Below are 15,230 nucleotides of genomic sequence, written 5' to 3'. Positions count from 1 at the left end.
GCCGGCGCGAAGATGCGGAACTCTCCCGATGTGCCGCACCCCCCTCGGCGGCGAAGGTGGAGGCCTCGCAGAACGCGAGGCACCACCCCGGCGCTCACCGAGCTTCATCGAGGCTCGTCGAGCCCCGCCGAGAAAACCGAGGGATCTGCCGTGATCGAGTTCGAGTACCACAAGATGCGCTCCGCCCAGCTGATCCGCGCGGCCGAGGAGGAGCGCCTGGCCCGCTCCGTCGCCCGGGCCCGCCGCGCCGCCCGCCCCGCGGAACCGGCCGGCCACGACGGCGCCGGTGCCGAGTCCCATACCGACCGGCCCCGCCGGCACCGCCTCCCGCACACCGCGTGAATCCCGCGCCGACGGACACCGCCCACAGGCTCGGTACGACAATCGCACCGAGCCTGTGGAAAACCGGTGCCCCGCCGCCCGGACCTCGTGCGATGCTCGGGCCCGTGGAGACCAGGTCCGTCAGTCCCGTGTTCGTCGGCCGCACCGACGAACTGGCCACGCTGAACGACGCGCTCGCCCGCGCCCGCGCCGGCGAGCCGCAGGCCCTGCTGCTCGGCGGCGAGGCAGGTGTCGGGAAGACCCGCCTCGTCGAGGAGTTCGCGGCGGCCGCCGCCCGGCACGCGGTCGTGGCCGTCGGCGGCTGCGTCGAGATCGGCGCGGACGGGCTGCCGTTCGCGCCCTTCTCCGCCGCGCTGCGCGCGCTGCGCGACGCCCTGCCCGGGCAGTTCGCCGCCGCCGCGAGCGGACAGGAGGAGGAGCTGGCCCGGCTCCTGCCCGACCTGGGCGAGGCCGGCGCCGGCCGGCACGACGAGCAGGGCATGGCCCGCCTCTTCGAGCTGACCGCCCGGCTGCTGGAGCGCGTCGCCGCCGAGCAGCCCGTCGTCTTCGTCCTGGAGGACCTGCACTGGGCCGACGCCTCCACCCGCCACCTGCTCTCCTACCTCCTGCGCACCCTGCGCGCCGGCCGCCTCCTCGTCCTCGCCAGCTACCGCTCGGACGACATCCACCGCCGCCACCCGCTGCGCCCCCTGCTCGCCGAACTGGACCGGCTGCGCACGGTCCGCCGGATCGAGCTCGACCGCTTCACGCGCGAGGAGGTCGGCCGCCAGATCGCCGGCATCATCGCCACCGAACCCGACCCCGACCAGGTCGACGACATCTTCGAACGCTCCGACGGCAACGCCTTCTTCGTCGAGGAACTCGCCGTCGCCGCCTGGGAGGGCTGCTGCACCGGCCTCACCGACTCCCTGCGCGATCTGCTCCTGGTCCGGGTCGAGGCACTGCCCGAGCGCGCCCAGCGGGTCGCCCGGATCGTCGCCGAGGGCGGCTCCACCGTGGAGTACCGGCTGATCGCCGCGGTCGCCGGGCTCGCCGAGGACGACCTCATCGAGGCGCTGCGCTCCGCCGTCGGCACCAACATCCTCACCGTCACCCCGGCCGGTGACGGCTACCGCTTCCGGCACTCCCTGGTCCGCGAGGCCGTCGCCGACGACCTGCTGCCCGGCGAACGCTCCCGGCTCAGCCGCCGCTACGCCGAAGCCGTCGAGGCCGACCCCACACTGGTCCCGGCCGACGCGCGCGTGATGCGCCTGGCCAGTTACTGGTACCACGCGCACGACGCCGCCAAGGCCCTGCCCGCCGTCCTGGACGCCTCCGTCGTGGCCCGCCGCCGGCACGCCTACACCGAGCAACTGGGGCTGCTGGAGCGGGCGATGGAGCTGTGGGACAGCGCCCCCGACGCGGTCCGCGCCGCCCTGCGCCCGGTCGACTACACCGAGATCTACCCTCCGTGCGGCTGCGACCGCGCCGCCACCCCGCTGCGCTATCTCGACCTGATGGCCGAGGCGGCCGTCGCGGGGCGCTTCGGCGGCGAGCGCGAACGCGCCCTGAAGATCACCAAGCGGGCGCTGCGCCTGCTGGAGGAGGACCCCGACCCGCTGCGCGCCGCCTGGTTCTGGATCCAGCGCTCCCGCCTGGTGCAGTCCCTCGCCCGCGGTGACGGCTGGCGGGAACTGGCCACCGCCCAGGACCTGGTGCGCGGGCTGCCGCCCTCGGAGGTGCACGCCGAGGTGCTGGCCCTCGCCGCCAACTGGTCCATGCTGCACCGGCCCGGATCGGAGGCCTTCGCCGCCGCCGAGCGGGCCGTGCAGTACGCGCGCATGGTCGGCGCCCGCGACACCGAGCTGCACGCCCGCCTCACCCTCGGCGGCCTCAAGGTCGACGCCGGCGACTTCGAGACCGGGCTCGCGGAGATGCGGCAGGTGCTGGCGGACACCCTCGCCGAGGGAGTGCGCCAGGTCGCGGGCCGCGCCTATGTGAACCTGCCGTCCGAGCTGCAGTCCGTCGGCCGCGACCGGGAGGCCGCCGCCCTGCTGCGCGAAGGCCTCGGCTTCGCCCGCGCCCACGGGCTGCTCGACGCCGAGTCGTGGATGTGGTGCAACCTCTCCGAGTCGCTGTACGCGCTCGGCGAGTGGACCGAGGCCGCCGAGGCCGCCGCACACGCGGCGCGGGGCGGCCGCGGCGCCCAGCCGCGCGGCTCCGGCGCCCTGCGCCTGGCCTATCTCGTCCTGGCCCGCGGCGACCACGCCGAGGCCGGCCGGCACCTCGCCGCCGCCCGCGCCCACTACGGCACCCACGACCCCATGCCCCAGCACTTCCTGCCGCTGGCCCGGGTCGCCCTCGGTGTCGCCGCCGCCGAGGGCCGCGTCGCCGACGCCCGCACCGAACTGCTGCGGGCCCTGGACACCGGTTTCCCGCCCGGCACCCACCGCTACGGCTGGCCCCTGCTGCTCGCCGCCGCCACCGCCGAGGCGGACACCCGGGCCCTGCCCGCCGCCGCGCCGGGCCGCGAGGATTTCCTCGACCGCCTCTTCGAGACGGTCCGGAAGCTCACCACGGGTGCCCCGCTCTGGCAGGCCTACGAGCAGTGGACCCGCGCCGAACTGCTGCGCGCCCGGGGCACCGACACCGCCGACACCTGGTCGACGGTGGTCACCGCCTTCGAGTGCCTGGACCGCCCCTACGACCTCGCCCGGGTCCGCCACCGGCTCGCCGCGGCCCTCCTCGCCGAAGCCGACGGCGGGGACGACGCACGCGACCGCGCGGTGGAGCTGCTCCGGCTGTCCGGCGCGGTCGCCGACCACCTGGGCGCGCGCCCGCTGGCCGAGCAGGTGAGCCGCCTCGCCCAGCGCGCCCGCCTCACCCTGAGCCGCGCCACGCGCCGGGCCCTGCCCGCCGACCCGGCCGCGGCCCTCGGCCTCACCACACGCGAACGGGACGTCCTGCGCCTGGTCGCGGCGGGCCGCACCAACCGGCAGATAGCCGAGGAGCTGTTCATCTCCCCGAAGACGGCGAGCGTCCACGTCTCCAACATCCTGAGCAAACTCGGCGTCTCGGGGCGGGGGGAGGCGGCCGCGCTGGCCCACCGGCTGGAGCTGTTCCCGGCCGAGACGGCCCCTGTGCCCTCGCCGGGCTGACCCGTACGCTGGAGGAGAAACCGGCCAAGGGGAGAAAACGGGGGAGAAGCCGTGTTCAACGCCTTCGAGGAGCTGTTCGCACCCGGCCGCAAGCACACCCGCGACGAGCAGAACCGCCTGGAGCTGACCCGGGAGGACGTGGGCGACGGCGACCCCGGCCGTGGGCCGATAGACCTGGCGTCGGGGAAGGCGGTCATACGGCTGCCCGGCGAGCGTCCGGAAAGCGGGGCCGGTGACGGCACGGCCGCGCAATAGCGGCCGAGGCGACGGGGGAGGAGCCGAATACCGAGGACCCTTTCACGCCGGTGCCGCAGTCCGTCAGCGGTGAGGACGTCCGCGTGGTGTCCTGGCCCCGGGCCTGACCGTCGGCTGCATGGCGCACCGGGCGTTCCTGGCGACCTCAGCCCCAGCTGCGCCCACCGCCTCACTCCCACGACCCCTGCGCCGCCGGCAGGCCGGCGATCTCCGTGAGGTCCTGGTCGGTCAGTCGGAGGTTCGTGGCGGCCGCGTTGTCGGCGGCCCAGTGCGCGTGCTTCGTGCCCGGCAGGGCGATCACGTGGCGGCCCCGGCTCAGGACCCAGGCCAGGGCGACCTGGGCCGGGGTGACGTGCTCGCCGTGGCGGCGGGCGATCCGGCGCAGTCCGGCGACGATCGGCTGGTTGGCCGCCATCATCTCGGCCGTGAAGCGGGGATGGCGGGCGCGCAGGTCGTCCGGCTCGAAGCCCTCGCCGGGCGTCAGCGTGCCGGTCAGGAAACCGTTGCCCAACGGCATCGCCGCGAGGAAGCCCACACCCCGCGCCTCGCACCACGGCAGCAGCCCGTCCAGCGCCTCCGGCGACCACACCGACAGCTCCGCCTGCACCGCCGCCACCGGGAACACCTGCTGCAGCCGCTGCAGTTGGCGCACCGTCAGGTCGTGCAGGCCGCCGGCCGTCCGGCGTCCGCCGCGCGCCCCCACCGCGCACAGGCCGAGCGCCCGCACCTTGCCCGCCCGCACCAGCTCCGCCATCGCGCCCCACGTCTCCTCGATCGGGACCTCGGGGTCGGCGCGGTGCAGCTGGTAGAGGTCGATGACGTCTGTCTGGAGGCGGCGCAGCGAGGCGTCACAGGCCCGTCTGACGTACCCGGGGCGGCCGTTGGCCACGATGTGCTGCTCGCCCACCAGCAGCCCCACCTTCGTCGACACGAAGGCGTCCGCACGCCGCTCCCTCAACACCCGGCCCAGCAGCAGCTCGTTGGTGAACGGGCCGTACATGTCGGCTGTGTCCAGGAGGGTCGAGCCCAGGTCCAGCGCCCGGTGCACGGTTCTCAGCGACTCCTCACCGCGCTGCCGCGAGGTGCTGTACGCCCAGCTCATCGGCATGCACCCGAGTCCGACGGCCCCCACCGCGAGTGCCCCCGCGCCGATCGTCCTGCGCTCCACCTGCTCGTGAACCTCCCTCTCCTGGTCCCCAACCTAACCTCTGCGCCCGCGGGCCCCTGACATAGCCTCCTTGCCATGACTACGGACGTGTGGCTTCCCATTCCGCCCGAGGAGATCGAGGGGCTCCCCGAAGGGCCCCGGTATCTGTTCTGGGACGGGGGCGAGGACGGTGGGCAGGAGTTCCCCGGGGACCCCGCGGACTGCGCCGTGTACGTCGTGCCGTACATGAAGCCGATGCCCGTGCGGGTGCGGCCGCTCGGGCGGCTCACGCGCGTGCGGCTCATCCAGACGCTCACCGCCGGTGTCGACGACATCACCGCGCACCTCGGTTCCATCGGGCCGGGCGTCGCGCTCTGCAACGCGCGCGGGGTGCACGAGGCGAGCACCGCCGAACTCGCCCTCGCCCTGACCCTCGCCTCCCTGCGCGGCATCCCCGGCTTCGTGCGCGCGCAGGCGCAGGAACGCTGGGAGAGCGGATTCCGGCCCGCCCTCGCCGACAAGAACGTCCTGATCGTCGGGTACGGGCCCATCGGCCAGGCCATCGAGGACCGGCTCACGCCCTTCGAGGTCGCGCGGGTGGCGCGCATCGCGCGCTCGGGGCGCACCACAGCGCGCGGGCTTGTGCATCCGATCACCGATGTGCTCTCACTGCTTCCGGACGCGGACGTCGTCATCCTGTCCACTCCCCTCACCGAGGCCACACACCGGCTCGTCGACGCGGAGTTCCTCGCGCGGATGAAGGACGGGGCGCTGCTCGTCAACGTCGCGCGGGGACCGGTCGTGGACACCGACGCCCTGCTCGCCGAGCTGAAGAGCGGCCGGATCACCGCCGCCCTGGACGTCACCGACCCCGAGCCGCTGCCCCCGGGCCACCCCCTGTGGAAGGCTCCCGGTGTGCTGATCAGCCCCCATGTCGGCGGCCCGTCCTCGGCCTTCCTGCCCCGCGCCAAGCGGCTGCTCGTCGACCAGTTGGGCCGCTTCGTGAACCAGGAACCGCTGCGCAACGTGATCCTGACGACGGACGCCGCAACGGCGGGCGGAGCCGGGCGCTGATCCTCCCCAACGCCCGGCTCCGCCCGAGCGGGCAGGCCCCGTCCGGCACCCTGCGCAACCCCTCGGACGCGGGCCGTGGCCGTATCCCCGCTGGTCGTCACGGAGCGTAGAGAAGCTATGTCCCTGAGTGACGAACCTGGTGTATCGTCCCGACGAGGGGCTGCGCCGCGAGCCGTTTCGGCGCCGGGGACGGACATTTCAGATTTGTGAGGGGGGCGACGGGCGATGCACGGCCTATGGACGAACGATCCGACGCGGCGGAGCCGCCGACGGCGACCCTGGCGCACGGCCGCGCGCGGGCGCGGTCACCACACCGGCCATCACGGCGACCACCAGCACAGGCAGACGGCCCGCAGGCGGCACACACACCCAGCGCACCGGGACCGGGGAGCGGCGCGGACCGGGAGGCCCCGGTGACTGCGCCGCTCTCCGTGACCACCGCGCCTGAGGACGCGGTGCGCGCACCGCACCCGCAGGAGACACCGCCGCCCCGCCGGCCGGCCCCCGGCGAGGGCTCGCGCGTGACCGAGCAACTCGTACTCGCCCTGGTCTGCGCGGCCTACGCCGTCGGGGCCGCGTTCGACTGGGGTGCGCACGAAGTGGCGTTGATCATGGGAGACTTCGGGCTGGCCGCCGCGGCCGGCACCGCCGCCGTCTCCTGCTTCCTGTACGCCCGCAAGGCCCGTGTCCGCTTCCGGTCCGCGTGGCTGCTGTTCGCCCTGTCGTCGATGATGGCGTGCCTGGGCAACGCGGTCTGGGGCTGGTACGAGGTCGTGCTCGGCCGGCCCGTGCCCACGCCCAGCTACGCCGACCTGTTCTTCCTGTGCTTCGCGCCGCCCGCCATCGTCGGCCTGCTGGTGCTGGCCAAACGGCCGGTGACCAAGGCCGGCTGGATGTGCCTGGGGCTGGACGCCTGGCTGATCGGCGGCTCGCTGCTGACCCTGTCGTGGAGCCTCGCGCTCGCCCAGGCGGCCCGCTTCGACGGACCGAGCGTGGCGCACACCGCGCTGTCGCTGGCGTACCCGCTGCTCGACATCGTGCTGGTCAGCATGGTGCTCGCGCTGCACTTCCGGCGCGCCCCGGGCAGTCGTACGGCGGTGAACACCGCGATCGGCGCGCTCGCGCTGACCGTGATGTGCGACGCGCTGTTCACCTCCCCGCTGCTGCACAGCAGCTACCGCTCCGGCCAGCTGCTGGACGCCGGCTGGTTCGCCGGTTCGCTGCTTCTCGCCTACGCGCCCTGGGTCGACCGCCGGCACAGAGGCGCACCGCGGGGTCGCGCACGGGACGGGCAGACGCGCGTGGTCCACGAGCACGTGCCCGGACAGCGCGGCGCCGGCCACCACCCGGCGCCCGCACCCGTCCCGGCCGGCGACCACGGCCGCTACCCGGCCGGCCGGCCGCTCACCGGCTCCCTCGCCGCGCTCACCCCGTACCTCGCGGCCGCCGTGTGCACCCTGGGCATCCTGTACAACGTCCTCAACGGCCGCCGGCCCGACCACGTCGTGCTGATCACGGCGGGCGCGGTCGTGCTCGCGCTCGTGATCCGGCAGGGCATCATGCTGCTGGACAACATCACCCTCACCCAGGAACTGGCGCAGAAGGAGAACCACTTCCGCTCCCTGGTGCAGGGCTCCAGCGACGTCATCATGATCGCCGCGCCCAACGGCGTCCTGCGGTACGTCTCCCCGGCCGCCGCCGGGGTCTACGGCCGGTCCGCCGAGGAACTGGTGGGCAAGGAGCTGGCCACCCTCATCCACCCCGAGGACCTGGGCTGCGTGGTGCACGAGGTGCGCCGCTTCCTGGTCGCGAGCCCCCTGGAGGAGCCCACCACCCGCATCGAGTGCCGCTTCCGCTCCGGCGACGGCGGCTGGCTCAACGTCGAGTCGACCGTCAACCGGCACCACGGCGGGCTGATCTTCAACAGCCGGGACGTGACCGAAAGAGTGCGCCTTCAGGCGCAGTTGCAGCACAACGCCGAGCACGACCCGCTGACCGACCTGCCCAACCGCGCCCTGTTCACCCGGCGCGTCCAGCAGGCCCTGTCCGGCCGCCGGGCCACGGACCGGGGCGCCGCCCTGCGCAACACGGCGGTGCTCTTCATCGACCTGGACGGCTTCAAGGCCGTCAACGACACGATCGGGCACCAGGCCGGGGACGAACTGCTCGTCCAGGCCGCCCGCCGGCTCCAGGACGCGGTCCGGCAGGGGGACACCGCCTCCCGGCTGGGGGGCGACGAGTTCGCGGCCCTGATCGTCGGGGACGGCACCCGTGACCGTGCCGCCCGGGAGCGGAACATCCTGGAGCTCGCCGACCGCCTCAGGGTGACCCTCTCCCAGCCCTACGCCATCGACGGCAACGATGTCCGGGTCAACGCCTCCATCGGCGTCGCCTTCGCCGAGCCGGGCCTCGGCGCGGGCGAGTTGCTGCGCAACGCCGACCTCGCGATGTACCGCGCGAAAGCGGCCGGAAAGGGCCGGGTCGAGCTGTACAAGCCGCAGATGCAGCAGGACGTCGTACGCAAGGCGGAGCTGGCCACCCGGCTGCGCGCGGCGCTGCACGACGGCGAGTTCGCACTGCTGCACCAGCCGGTGGTCTGCCTGGCCACCGGCCGGATCACGGCGGTATCCGCGCAGGCGCGCTGGCGCTCCTCGCAAGGGGTGCTGTTCACCCCGGCCGAGTTCCTGCGGGTGGCCGAGGAGGGTGACAAGACGGCCGAGCTGGACCGCTGGATCCTCCAGGAGGCCGTCGAGCAGGCCGCCGAGCGGGCCGCGACCGGGCTCCTCATGCCGGTCACGGTCCGGATGAGCGCCCGTCGGCTGCTGGACCGCTCGATGCCGCTCGGCTCGGTGGAGGCGCTGCTCACCCGGCACGGACTGCCCCCCGGCGCCCTGGTCGTGGAGCTGTCCGACACCGATCCGCGGGTGCCCCTGGAGGAGCTGGAACGGCGCCTGACCGCGCTCAGCCGGCTCGGGGTGCGGATCGCGCTGGACGGCTTCGGCAGCGGCTACGCGGCCATCACGGCCCTCAGGAGGCTCCCGGTCGACATCCTGAAGCTCGACCGCAGCCTGGTCGAAGGCGTCGTGGAGTCGGCGCGGCTGCACAAGATCACCAGTGGTCTGCTGCGGATCGCCGGGGATCTCGGGCTGCAGTCCGTGGCCGAGGGCGTGGACCTCCCGGACCAGGTCGTCGCCCTGCGCGCGATGGGCTGCACGCACGGGCAGGGCATGGCGTTCGCGGGACCGGTGGACGAGTACCGCCTGCGCCGGGCGCTCGGATCCGGCCATTATCCGGTGCCGCACGCCCCGGCCGAGCCGGCGTTCGCGGGCGGCGTCCGCGAACCGCAGGGACGCGTCGGCGTCGACAGCGGGGCCGGGCTGGGCACGGTCGTGGCCCCGGCACCGACCGGGGCACCGGGGAGATGAGGCGCGGGCCGGACGCGGGTCGGGCCGGGGCCGAGTGAGGGACGGACGAGTAGGTGAAGCGAGTAGTGCGGTGGGGTACAGGGGTGTACACAAGGGGTGTTCCCGCTGTCTTCGGAGGCGGCAGTGCCCTTCGCTCACATTCTGAGACTCCCGTCCCACCCACTTGACACGTGGTGCGCGTCAGAGGGAGGGTCAGTGCCATGCGCACCCGAATTCTCGTACTTGGCAAGCGCGTCGGCTGAGCTGGGGCCCACCGGAGGACGATCCGGAATCCCCAGCGACCACACCGGCGCGCTCCCCTCGCTTGCCTTATGGCACGAGGGGTTTTTTGTTGCACGAGCACCGGGCGTGCAGCGCTTGAACTCCGCACAAACCTCGCAAAAACCCTCAGCATCGAGAAGAGAATGCCGATGACCGAGCAGGCCACCGGGGCCCATCCGCAGCCGCGGCCCCGATCCGGAGGACAGCAGTCCGCCCCCGTCGAGCACGTCACGGGTGCGCAGTCCCTCATCCGCTCCCTCGAGGAGGTCGGCGCGGACACGGTATTCGGCATTCCGGGCGGCGCGATCCTGCCGGCGTACGACCCGCTGATGGACTCGAAGCGGGTGCGTCACGTCCTGGTCCGCCACGAGCAGGGCGCCGGCCACGCGGCCACCGGCTACGCGCAGGCCACCGGCAAGGTCGGCGTCTGCATGGCCACCTCCGGCCCCGGCGCCACCAACCTGGTCACCCCGATCGCCGACGCCCACATGGACTCCGTCCCGCTGGTCGCCATCACGGGCCAGGTGGCGTCCAAGTCGATCGGCACGGACGCCTTCCAGGAGGCGGACATCGTCGGCATCACCATGCCGATCACCAAGCACAACTTCCTCGTCACCAAGGCCGAGGACATCCCGCGGGTCATCGCGCAGGCGTTCCACATCGCCTCCACCGGCCGTCCCGGCCCGGTCCTGGTCGACATCGCCAAGGACGCCCTCCAGGCGAGGACCACCTTCTCCTGGCCGCCCGCCATGGACCTGCCCGGCTACCGTCCGGTGACCAAGCCGCACGCCAAGCAGATCCGCGAGGCCGCCAAGCTGATCACCGCCGCCAGGCGGCCCGTCCTCTACGTGGGCGGCGGCGTCCTCAAGGCGCAGGCCACCGCCGAGCTGAAGGTCCTCGCCGAACTCACCGGGGCGCCCGTCACCACCACCCTGATGGCGCTCGGCGCGTTCCCCGACAGCCACCCGCTGCACGTGGGAATGCCGGGCATGCACGGTGCGGTCACCGCCGTCACCGCGCTGCAGAAGGCCGACCTGATCGTCGCCCTCGGCGCCCGCTTCGACGACCGCGTCACCGGCAAGCTGGACAGTTTCGCCCCGTACGCCAAGATCGTCCACGCCGACATCGACCCGGCCGAGATCGGCAAGAACCGCGCCGCCGACGTGCCGATCGTCGGTGACGCCCGCGAGGTCATCGCCGACCTCGTCCAGGCCGTGCAGAAGGAGCACAGCGAGGGCCACAAGGGCGACTACACCGCATGGTGGAGCGACCTCAACCGCTGGCGCGAGACCTACCCGCTCGGCTACGACCTGCCCGAGGACGGCTCGCTCTCCCCGCAAGCGGTCATCGAGCGCATCGGGCAGCTCGCCCCGGAGGGCACGATCTTCGCGGCCGGCGTCGGCCAGCACCAGATGTGGTCCGCGCACTTCATCCAGTACGACCGGCCCGCCACCTGGCTCAACTCCGGCGGCGCCGGGACGATGGGCTACGCGGTCCCGGCCGCGATGGGCGCCAAGGCCGGAGCGCCGGAGCAGACCGTCTGGGCGATCGACGGCGACGGCTGCTTCCAGATGACCAACCAGGAACTGACCACCTGCGCGCTGAACAACATCCCGATCAAGGTCGCCATCATCAACAACGGTGCCCTCGGCATGGTCCGCCAGTGGCAGACCCTCTTCTACAACCAGCGCTACTCCAACACCGTCCTGCACAGCGGTCCGGACGACGTCAACCCCGACGCCCGGGGCACCCGCGTCCCGGACTTCGTGAAGCTGTCGGAGGCGATGGGCTGCGTGGGCCTGCGCTGCGAGCGCCCGGAGGACCTGGACAAGGTCATCGAGGAGGCGAACTCCATCACCGACCGGCCGGTCGTCGTCGACTTCATCGTCCACGAGGACGCGATGGTCTGGCCGATGGTCGCCGCCGGCACCTCCAACGACGAGATCATGGCCGCCCGGGACGTCCGCCCCGACTTCGGCGACAGCGAAGACGACTGAGAGAGAGCTGAGTCAAGAACATGTCCAAGCACACGCTCTCCGTCCTGGTGGAGAACACGCCGGGCATCCTCGCCCGCATCGCCGCCCTCTTCTCCCGCCGCGGCTTCAACATCGACTCGCTCGCGGTCGGCGTCACCGAACACCCCGACATCTCCCGCATCACCATCGTGGTGGGTGTCGAGGACCTGCCGCTGGAGCAGGTGACCAAGCAGCTCAACAAGCTGGTCAACGTGCTGAAGATCGTCGAACTGGAGCCCGGTCAGGCCGTCCAGCGCGAACTCGTCCTGGTGAAGGTCCGCGCCGACAACGAGACCCGCTCCCAGATCGTGGAGATCGTCCAGCTCTTCCGCGCCAAGACGGTCGACGTCTCCCCGGAGGCCGTCACCATCGAGGCCACCGGATCCAGCGAGAAGCTGTCCGCCATGCTCAAGATGCTGGAGCCGTTCGGCATCAAGGAGCTGGTGCAGTCCGGCACCATCGCGATCGGCCGCGGCGCCCGCTCGATCACGGACCGCTCGCTGCGCGCTCTGGACCGATCCGCGTAAGGCTGGAAACGGGCGGTGTCCGCCGCCCGGATGCCGAGACCCCGAAACTTCCCTTCCCCTCACCGGCATACGGTGGGACGCACAACCTGCACACCAAGGAGAGAACCCAAAGTGGCCGAGCTGTTCTACGACGCTGACGCCGACCTGTCCATCATCCAGGGCCGCAAGGTCGCGGTCATCGGCTACGGCAGCCAGGGCCACGCCCACGCGCTGTCGCTGCGTGACTCCGGTGTCGACGTGCGTGTCGGTCTGCACGAGGGCTCCAGGTCCAAGGCCAAGGCCGAGGAGCAGGGCCTGCGCGTGGTGACGCCCTCGGAGGCCGCCGCCGAGGCCGACGTCATCATGATCCTGGTGCCGGACCCGATCCAGGCCCAGGTCTACGAGGAGTCCATCGCCCCGAACCTGAAGGACGGCGACGCGCTGTTCTTCGGCCACGGCTTCAACATCCGCTTCGGCTTCATCAAGCCCCCGGCCGGCGTGGACGTCTGCATGGTCGCCCCGAAGGGCCCGGGCCACCTGGTGCGCCGCCAGTACGAGGAGGGCCGCGGCGTTCCGTGCATCGTGGCCGTGGAGCAGGACGCGTCCGGAGGCGCCTTCGCGCTGGCGCTGTCGTACGCCAAGGGCATCGGCGGCACCCGCGCCGGCGTCATCAAGACCACCTTCACCGAGGAGACCGAGACCGACCTGTTCGGTGAGCAGGCCGTCCTGTGCGGTGGTACGGCGGCGCTGGTCAAGGCGGGCTTCGAGACCCTGACCGAGGCCGGCTACCAGCCGGAGATCGCCTACTTCGAGTGCCTGCACGAGCTGAAGCTGATCGTGGACCTCATGTACGAGGGCGGCCTGGAGAAGATGCGCTGGTCGATCTCGGAGACCGCCGAGTGGGGCGACTACGTCACCGGCCCGCGGATCATCACCGACGCGACCAAGGCCGAGATGAAGAAGGTCCTCGCCGAGATCCAGGACGGCTCCTTCGCCCAGAACTGGATGGACGAGTACCACGGCGGCCTGAAGAAGTACAACGAGTACAAGCAGCAGGACTCCGAGCACCTGCTGGAGACCACCGGCAAGCAGCTGCGCAAGCTGATGAGCTGGGTGAACGAGGAGGCGTAAGCATCATGTCAGGGGGCCGGGGCACACTGCTCCGGCCCCCTGCGTGCCTTTCGTTGTCCACCCCGTCCAGCCCCGGACGGGTGATCCTTCCGCAGAGGCGCAAGACGCCCTCGGCGGCGCCACTACACTGCTGCACAACACGCGTCAGGCCCACAGCGTCGTGCGTCTTCCGCGGCTAGCCCCCCTCCTCCGCCTGCGGCCGTCGGGACGGCCGTCCGCATGCCTTGGACTTGTGAGGACCTCACGTGAGCTCGAAACCTGTCGTACTCATCGCTGAAGAGCTGTCGCCCGCGACTGTGGACGCACTCGGCCCGGACTTCGAGATCCGGCACACCAACGGAGCAGACCGAGCCGAACTGCTCCCCGCCATCGCCGACGTCGACGCGATCCTGATCCGCTCCGCCACGAAGGTCGACGCCGAGGCCATCGCCGCGGCGAAGAAGCTCAAGGTCGTCGCGCGCGCCGGCGTGGGCCTCGACAACGTCGACGTCTCCGCCGCCACCAAGGCCGGCGTGATGGTCGTCAACGCCCCGACCTCCAACATCGTGACCGCCGCCGAGCTGGCCTGCGGTCTGATCCTGGCCACCGCCCGCAACATCCCGCAGGCCAACGCCGCGCTGAAGAACGGCGAGTGGAAGCGCAGCAAGTACACGGGCGTCGAGCTGGCCGAGAAGACCCTCGGTGTCGTCGGCCTCGGCCGCATCGGCGCCCTGGTCGCCCAGCGCATGTCCGCCTTCGGCATGAAGGTCGTCGCCTACGACCCCTACGTGCAGCCCGCGCGGGCCGCGCAGATGGGCGTCAAGGTGCTGTCCCTGGACGAGCTGCTGGAGGTCTCCGACTTCATCACCGTCCACCTGCCCAAGACCCCCGAGACCCTCGGGCTCATCGGCGACGAGGCGCTGCGCAAGGTCAAGCCGAGCGTGCGCGTCGTCAACGCCGCGCGCGGCGGCATCGTGGACGAGGCGGCGCTGTACGCGGCGCTGAAGGAGGGCCGGGTCGCCGGCGCCGGCCTCGACGTGTACGCCAAGGAGCCCTGCACCGACTCGCCGCTGTTCGAGCTGGACCAGGTCGTGTGCACCCCGCACCTCGGCGCCTCCACCGACGAGGCCCAGGAGAAGGCGGGCATCGCGGTCGCCAAGTCCGTCCGCCTGGCGCTCGCCGGTGAGCTGGTCCCGGACGCTGTGAACGTCCAGGGCGGTGTCATCGCCGAGGACGTCAAGCCCGGTCTGCCGCTCGCCGAGCGCCTCGGCCGGATCTTCACCGCGCTGGCCGGCGAGGTGGCGCACCGCCTCGACGTCGAGGTCTACGGCGAGATCACCCAGCACGACGTGAAGGTGCTGGAGCTGTCCGCGCTCAAGGGCGTCTTCGAGGACGTCGTCGCCGAGACGGTGTCGTACGTCAACGCCCCGCTGTTCGCGCAGGAGCGCGGCGTCGAGGTCCGGCTGACCACCAGCTCCGAGTCGGCCGACCACCGCAACGTCGTCACCGTGCGCGGCACGCTCGCGAGCGGCGAGGAGGTCTCGGTCTCCGGCACGCTGGCCGGCCCGAAGCACCTGCAGAAGATCGTCGCGGTCGGTGACTACGACGTCGACCTCGCCCTGACCGACCACATGGTCGTCCTGCGCTACGAGGACCGCCCCGGTGTCGTCGGCACCGTCGGCCGCATCCTCGGCGAGGCGGGCATCAACATCGGCGGTATGCAGGTCGCGCGTGCCGCGGTGGGCGGCGAGGCGCTGGCCGTGCTGACCGTGGACGACACGGTGGCCGCGGGCGTGCTGGCCGAGGTCGCGGCGGAGATCGGGGCGACGTCGGCCCGGTCCGTGAACCTGGTCTAGGTGCAGGACATCCCGAACGGCGGGCGGGCTGACCTGAGTCAGCCCGCCCGCCCCGTTTAACGCCCGCAAAAAAACCCTCACAGTACAACCTAATCAGCACAC

General features: G+C 72.3%; 10 protein-coding genes. 9 read left to right on the top strand and 1 reads right to left on the bottom strand.

Features of this window, described 5'->3' with window-relative positions; all coding sequences use genetic code 11:
* Positions 1-150 precede the first annotated feature (150 nt).
* From ACZ60X_RS21320 to ACZ60X_RS21310, 3 genes are all read left to right on the top strand, one after another.
* Entirely contained in the window at positions 151-342 is a 192-nt protein-coding gene (locus ACZ60X_RS21320; RefSeq protein ID WP_469600587.1) for a hypothetical protein, read from the top strand.
* Positions 343-434: 92 nt separating this feature from the next.
* Positions 435-3,479 carry a helix-turn-helix transcriptional regulator gene (locus ACZ60X_RS21315; protein ID WP_469600585.1) on the top strand — a complete coding sequence of 1,015 codons (3,045 nt, stop codon included), beginning with the start codon at positions 435-437 and terminating at the stop codon, positions 3,477-3,479.
* A gap of 51 nt (positions 3,480-3,530) precedes the next feature.
* Positions 3,531-3,734: a DUF6191 domain-containing protein gene (locus ACZ60X_RS21310; protein WP_469600583.1), complete on the top strand. Its 204-nt coding sequence runs from the start codon at positions 3,531-3,533 to the stop codon at positions 3,732-3,734.
* A gap of 169 nt (positions 3,735-3,903) precedes the next feature.
* Here ACZ60X_RS21310 and ACZ60X_RS21305 read toward each other — a convergent pair whose 3' ends face one another.
* Positions 3,904-4,902: an aldo/keto reductase gene (locus tag ACZ60X_RS21305; protein WP_469600582.1), complete on the bottom strand. Its 999-nt coding sequence runs from the start codon at positions 4,900-4,902 to the stop codon at positions 3,904-3,906.
* A 75-nt stretch (positions 4,903-4,977) separates the two neighbouring features.
* On the opposite strand from ACZ60X_RS21305, the gene ACZ60X_RS21300 reads away from it, so the two are divergent.
* The 6 genes from ACZ60X_RS21300 to serA all read left to right on the top strand — a co-directional run bounded on the left by ACZ60X_RS21300 (position 4,978) and on the right by serA (position 15,128).
* A complete protein-coding gene (locus ACZ60X_RS21300; protein WP_469600579.1) occupies positions 4,978-5,955 on the top strand; it encodes a 2-hydroxyacid dehydrogenase in 978 nt (325 codons plus the stop codon).
* 413 nt (positions 5,956-6,368) lie between these two features.
* Positions 6,369-9,380, top strand: a complete 3,012-nt coding sequence (locus tag ACZ60X_RS21295; protein ID WP_469600577.1) for a putative bifunctional diguanylate cyclase/phosphodiesterase — start codon at positions 6,369-6,371, stop codon at positions 9,378-9,380.
* A gap of 410 nt (positions 9,381-9,790) precedes the next feature.
* Positions 9,791-11,638, top strand: a complete 1,848-nt coding sequence (locus ACZ60X_RS21290) for an acetolactate synthase large subunit (RefSeq protein ID WP_469600575.1) — start codon at positions 9,791-9,793, stop codon at positions 11,636-11,638.
* Positions 11,639-11,658: 20 nt separating this feature from the next.
* Positions 11,659-12,183: an acetolactate synthase small subunit gene (ilvN, locus tag ACZ60X_RS21285; RefSeq protein ID WP_055708145.1), complete on the top strand. Its 525-nt coding sequence runs from the start codon at positions 11,659-11,661 to the stop codon at positions 12,181-12,183.
* A 111-nt stretch (positions 12,184-12,294) separates the two neighbouring features.
* Complete coding sequence (ilvC, locus tag ACZ60X_RS21280; protein ID WP_469600572.1) at positions 12,295-13,293, top strand: ketol-acid reductoisomerase; 999 nt, start codon at positions 12,295-12,297, stop codon at positions 13,291-13,293.
* Positions 13,294-13,538: 245 nt separating this feature from the next.
* Positions 13,539-15,128: a phosphoglycerate dehydrogenase gene (serA, locus tag ACZ60X_RS21275; RefSeq protein WP_469600569.1), complete on the top strand. Its 1,590-nt coding sequence runs from the start codon at positions 13,539-13,541 to the stop codon at positions 15,126-15,128.
* The last annotated feature ends 102 nt before the right edge of the window (positions 15,129-15,230 follow it).

This window comes from Streptomyces sp. NPDC104106, assembly GCF_055584345.1.
Note: the sequence above shows the minus strand (reverse complement) of the source record. Positions and strands in the feature narration are given on the sequence as shown.

Coding starts and splice junctions, on each gene's coding strand:
- ACZ60X_RS21315 (WP_469600585.1), top strand. CDS start 435: ATGCTCGGGCCCGTGGAGACCAGGTCCGTCAGTCCCGTGTTCGTCGGC.
- ACZ60X_RS21300 (WP_469600579.1), top strand. CDS start 4,978: ATGACTACGGACGTGTGGCTTCCCATTCCGCCCGAGGAGATCGAGGGG.
- ACZ60X_RS21290 (WP_469600575.1), top strand. CDS start 9,791: ATGACCGAGCAGGCCACCGGGGCCCATCCGCAGCCGCGGCCCCGATCC.
- ilvN (WP_055708145.1), top strand. CDS start 11,659: ATGTCCAAGCACACGCTCTCCGTCCTGGTGGAGAACACGCCGGGCATC.